2 protein-coding genes and 1 pseudogene are annotated in these 4,516 nt (G+C 69.7%); 1 reads left to right on the top strand and 2 read right to left on the bottom strand.

All coding sequences use genetic code 11. The features are described from left to right. A pseudogene (locus QN345_RS15880) lies at window positions 1–623 on the bottom strand (hypothetical protein); the annotation flags it as partial. A 157-nt stretch (window positions 624–780) separates the two neighbouring features. Next, complete coding sequence (locus QN345_RS15875) at window positions 781–1,905, bottom strand: FUSC family protein (RefSeq protein ID WP_134446266.1); 1,125 nt, start codon at window positions 1,903–1,905, stop codon at window positions 781–783. Window positions 1,906–2,223: 318 nt separating this feature from the next. Here QN345_RS15875 and QN345_RS15870 point away from each other — a divergent pair, with 318 nt between their 5' ends. After that, a complete protein-coding gene (locus tag QN345_RS15870) occupies window positions 2,224–4,464 on the top strand; it encodes a DEAD/DEAH box helicase (protein ID WP_323508853.1) in 2,241 nt (746 codons plus the stop codon). The last annotated feature ends 52 nt before the right edge of the window (window positions 4,465–4,516 follow it).

The following is a 4,516-nucleotide window of genomic DNA, read 5'->3' as shown; positions in this document are numbered from 1 at the left end:
CGTGTGCGCTGCTCGGCGAGCTGCGCATCGGCGGCGCGCTGGGCCTCGGCCGCGGCCGCCGCACGATCCTTCGCCTCGACGGCGAGGCGGTCGCGTTCCGTCGACGCCACGGCGGCTTGTTCCTCGAGGCTCTGCACGAGATTGCGTTGCGCGAGCGCCCGGTCGCGGATGCCGGAGGTCAGTTCGCTCAGCCGGGTCGAGGTGCTGAGGGCCGACAGCAGGTCGCTCGCCTGGCCCGGAACCAGGAGCAGGGTGGCGACGGCGTCGCTCGCCCCGGAGCGGTACAGCTGCGCACCCAGAAGCCCGAGCTGGACATCCGCTGTCTGGGCCTTCTCGGTCGCGGTCGCGAGCTGGCGCGCGAGGTCCCCGGCGTGCGCAGCGGCCGCGCGTGATTCTGTGTCGGCGGTGGCGGATGCCGCGCTCGCGGTGATCGCCGCGTCTCCGAGCGTCGCGGCCTGGGTTTCGAGCCCGGTCAGCAGGGTGCCGATCCGGGTCACCTCCGCCTCGGTCGCAGCGGTCGAGGCGCGGGCGGCCTCGACGTCGGCCCAGCTCGGATAGTCGTCGGCCTGGGCGGGAATGGCGACGGTCACGGACGCACCGAGCAGCGCGATGACGGCCGCCATCACGCTCCATGCCCGCACTCTCGATCGCACCTGTCTCCGCCCGCCGTCTACCGAGTGTAGTTCGCGGTCCTTGGACTGTCCCGGCCGGATTCCCGGGCGGATTCCCGCGCGGCGACATCGGGAGGCCGGGTCCGGGCATCCGCCGGAACAGCCCGCATCAGGTCGCGGTCCGGGCCAGTCGAGGGCGGAGGGCGGCGAGGATCCGGGTCAGGTCCAGCGAAATCGCGGTCGCGGCGCCCATCGCCGTCGCGGGAGTGGCGTCGTGCCGGGTGTCCAACTCGGCCGTCAGCTGGGCCACGGCGGTCTCGGCCGTCTCGAATGCGCCAGAGTCCGTCAGGACGGCGTCTCCGTCCCGGCCGGACTCCCACTCGGTCAGCACTGCGGCGACCGCGAGCAGGGCCCGGGCGAGTGGCGGCCTGAGCTCTGGATGCAGTTCGAGGGCGATCGGAGCCCCCCAGGCGACCCCGGCGAGTACATCGGTGAGGTCGCGCACGTGGAACGTGACGGTCTCGAGCGCGGCGAGGTCGTCCCGGTCACTGGCCAGGTCGCGCCGGTGGATGCGGGCCCGAGGGTTGCCCTTGCGGCTGTCTTCCGCGTGGAACAGGGCATCGTGAACGTCGCGCACGAGTCTGATGAGTTCGTCGCCGCGGCTCGCCCAGTCGTCGCGCTCGGGCGGCCAGTTCTCGGTGAGGGCCTCGGCCAGGTCGGAGAGGTGGCCGGCGAGCCTGCCGCGGTAGTGCGACAACTGGCGGCCGACCGCGTCGAGGGTCAGGGGCGGCAGGATCAGGAGGTTCACGGCAAGGCCGATCACGATGCCCAGGGACACCTGCTCGAGGTAACCGATCGAGTACCCGTCCGCATTCGGTCCCCCGATGATGAGCACGAACAGGGCCGTCACCGGGATGTACTCCCGGTTCGCGCCGAACACCCCTGTCGCGGCGACGAGCGCGCCCACACCGACGGCCAGCGATATGGTCAGCACGTTCGGACCGCTCACGAGCAGCACCGCACCCGCGAGCACGATCGCGACGAAGAGGCCGCCGAGGGTCTGCAGTGAGTTTCGAACCGAACTCATCAGCGTCGGGTACATGCTGACGAGCGCTCCGAGCGGCGCGTAATAGGGATACTCGTTTGCGACCCCCGGCAGGTATCCGGCGACCGTCCACGCGATGGCCACGGCGAGGGCGGCCTTCGCCGCGGCCAGCAGCCGAGCCGCGGTCAGCTGCGATCCCACCCACCGGGGCGCGTGCCGCACGGTCCGCCGTACGCCCGATCGCGTCATCTCCGTCTCCTTCTGTCACGACACGGTACCTCCCGAACCGGTTCTTCTGCCGGTAGGCGACCGAACCCGGGGTGCCCCGAAACTGGTCCGTGACTTTTGGGGGACTATCCGGTAACGTTGACAGGTCGGCTCTTGACACCGTGTGAATTTGTATGCGCGGATGGGTTTGTAAGTCAGGATGGGCCGGTTTCCCAGTAATCCGCTGGTGAAAAATCACTGTATGTGAACGGCCCCGGCCATAGACTGCCCGGGTTCTCAGGTTGCGATGCATGTGCGTCGTTGTTCTGCCATGTACCCAATACAACCCAGGAATTTTCTATGCCTACGAGCAACAATCCGGCTGTCAGCCGATCCAACAAGAACTTCGACCCGAAGTACGCCGCCAAGGGCGGACCCTCCCGCGGAGGATCCAACAACGGCAGCAAGAGCCCGGGCCACCGCGGCTATCAGGCCGATGCGGGCGCCCCCAAGAAGGCCCGCTGGAACGCCGGCGAACGCGCCGACCGCGCCGCAGGACGCCCCACCAACGACCGCCCGGCCTACGGTGACCGTCCGGCCCGCAGCAATGACCGTCCCGCCTATGGCGACCGTCCCGCCCGCGGCAACGACCGCCCGTCGTACAACAACGACCGTCCGTCGTACAACGGCGCCTCGCGCACCGATCGCCCGACGCACAGCAATACCGATCGCCCCACGTACAACGCCCGCTCTGAGCGTCCGTCGTACAACAGCGACCGTCCCCGCACCGACCGTCCGTCGTACAACAACGACCGTCCGTCCTACGGCGACCGCGCCCCGCGCACCGACCGTCCGGCGTATAACAAGGACCGTCCCTCCTACGGTGACCGTCCGGCCCGCACGGATCGTCCGGCGTACAACAACGACCGTCCCCGCACGGACCGTCCGACCTATAACCACGACCGCCCGTCCTACGGTGACCGTCCGGCCCGCACGGACCGTCCGGCCTACAACAACGACCGTCCCCGTACCGACCGTCCGGCCTACAACAACGACCGCCCGTCCTACGGCGACCGTGCAGCCCGCACCGAGCGTCCCTCCTACGGTGACCGTCCGGCCCGCACTGAGCGTCCCTCGTACGGCGACCGTCCCGAGCGTTCGCACTCCGACCGCCCGTCCTACGGCGACCGTCCGGCCCGCACTGAGCGTCCCTCCTACGGCGACCGCCCCGACCGTGCGGCTCGCACCGAGCGTCCCTCGTACGGCGACCGCCCGGACCGTTCGCACTCCGACCGCAGCAACCGTTCCGCGCACGACGACGGCGGCCACTCCAGCAACTTCTACCCGAGCCGCGACACCAAGGCGCACTTCGCCGCCGGTGACGACGTCGTTCTCGAGCGCCTCGAAGCCATCGCGACGACGGCTGCCGAAGTTGTCGGCGTGACCTTCGGCGACCTGGGCCTGGGCGAGAACATCGTCCGCGAGCTCGGCGCCCTCGGTGCCGCCAGCCCGTTCCCGATCCAGGCCGCGACCATCCCGGACGTGCTCGCCGGGCGCGACGTGCTCGGCCGTGGCAAGACCGGCTCCGGCAAGACGATCGCCTTCGGCGCTCCCCTCGTGGAGAAGCTGATGGAGAACAACGGCGCCAAGGACCGCAAGATGGCCCGCAAGCCCCGCGCGCTCATCCTGGCCCCGACCCGCGAGCTCGCGCTGCAGATCGACCGTACCGTGCAGCCCATCGCCCGCAGCGTCGGCCTCTTCACCACCCAGATCTACGGCGGCGTTCCGCAGTACCGCCAGGTCAGCGCCCTCCAGCGCGGCGTGGACATCATCATCGGCACCGCCGGCCGCATCGAGGACCTCATCGAACAGGGTCGCCTCGACCTCAGCGAGGTCGTCGTCACCGTCCTCGACGAAGCCGACTACATGTGCGACCTGGGCTTCCTCGAGCCCGTCCAGCGCATCCTGCGCCAGACCAAGAAGGGCGGCCAGAAGCTGCTCTTCTCGGCAACCCTCGACAAGGGCGTCGCCTCGCTCGTCAAGGAGTTCCTGACGAACCCGGCCGTCCACGAGGTCGCCGGTGAAGACCAGGCCTCCTCCACGATCGACCACAAGGTCCTCGTCATCGAGCACCGCGACAAGAGCGCCATCATCGGCCAGCTCGTCGACCGCCAGGGCAAGACGCTGATCTTCTCCCGCACCCGTGCGTACGCCGAGCAGCTCGCCGAGCAGCTCGAAGACGCCGGCGTGAAGGCGACGAGCCTGCACGGCGACCTGAACCAGGCCCGCCGTACCCGCAACCTGCAGATGCTGACCAGCGGTCGCGTCAACGTGCTGGTGGCAACGGATGTCGCGGCCCGCGGCATCCACGTGGACGACATCGACCTGGTCATCCAGGCCGACGCCCCCGACGAGTACAAGACCTACCTGCACCGCTCCGGTCGTACCGGCCGTGCAGGCAAGTCCGGCACCGTCGTCACGCTGATCCCGAAGCAGCGTCGTCGCCGCATGGACGAGCTCCTCGAGCGCGCCGACATCGAAGCCAGCTTCATGAACGCCGCCCCCGGCGACGCAGCCGTCCGCGAGCTCGCCGGCCTGTAACACCCGCTCCACTCGCACCACCCGCAGGGCACTCACCATCCGGTGGGTGCCC

Origin of the sequence: Cryobacterium sp. 10I1 (assembly GCF_035019805.1) — a bacterium.
GTDB classification, from domain to species: domain Bacteria; phylum Actinomycetota; class Actinomycetes; order Actinomycetales; family Microbacteriaceae; genus Cryobacterium; species Cryobacterium glucosi.
This window is presented reverse-complemented; position numbering and strand designations above follow the sequence as displayed.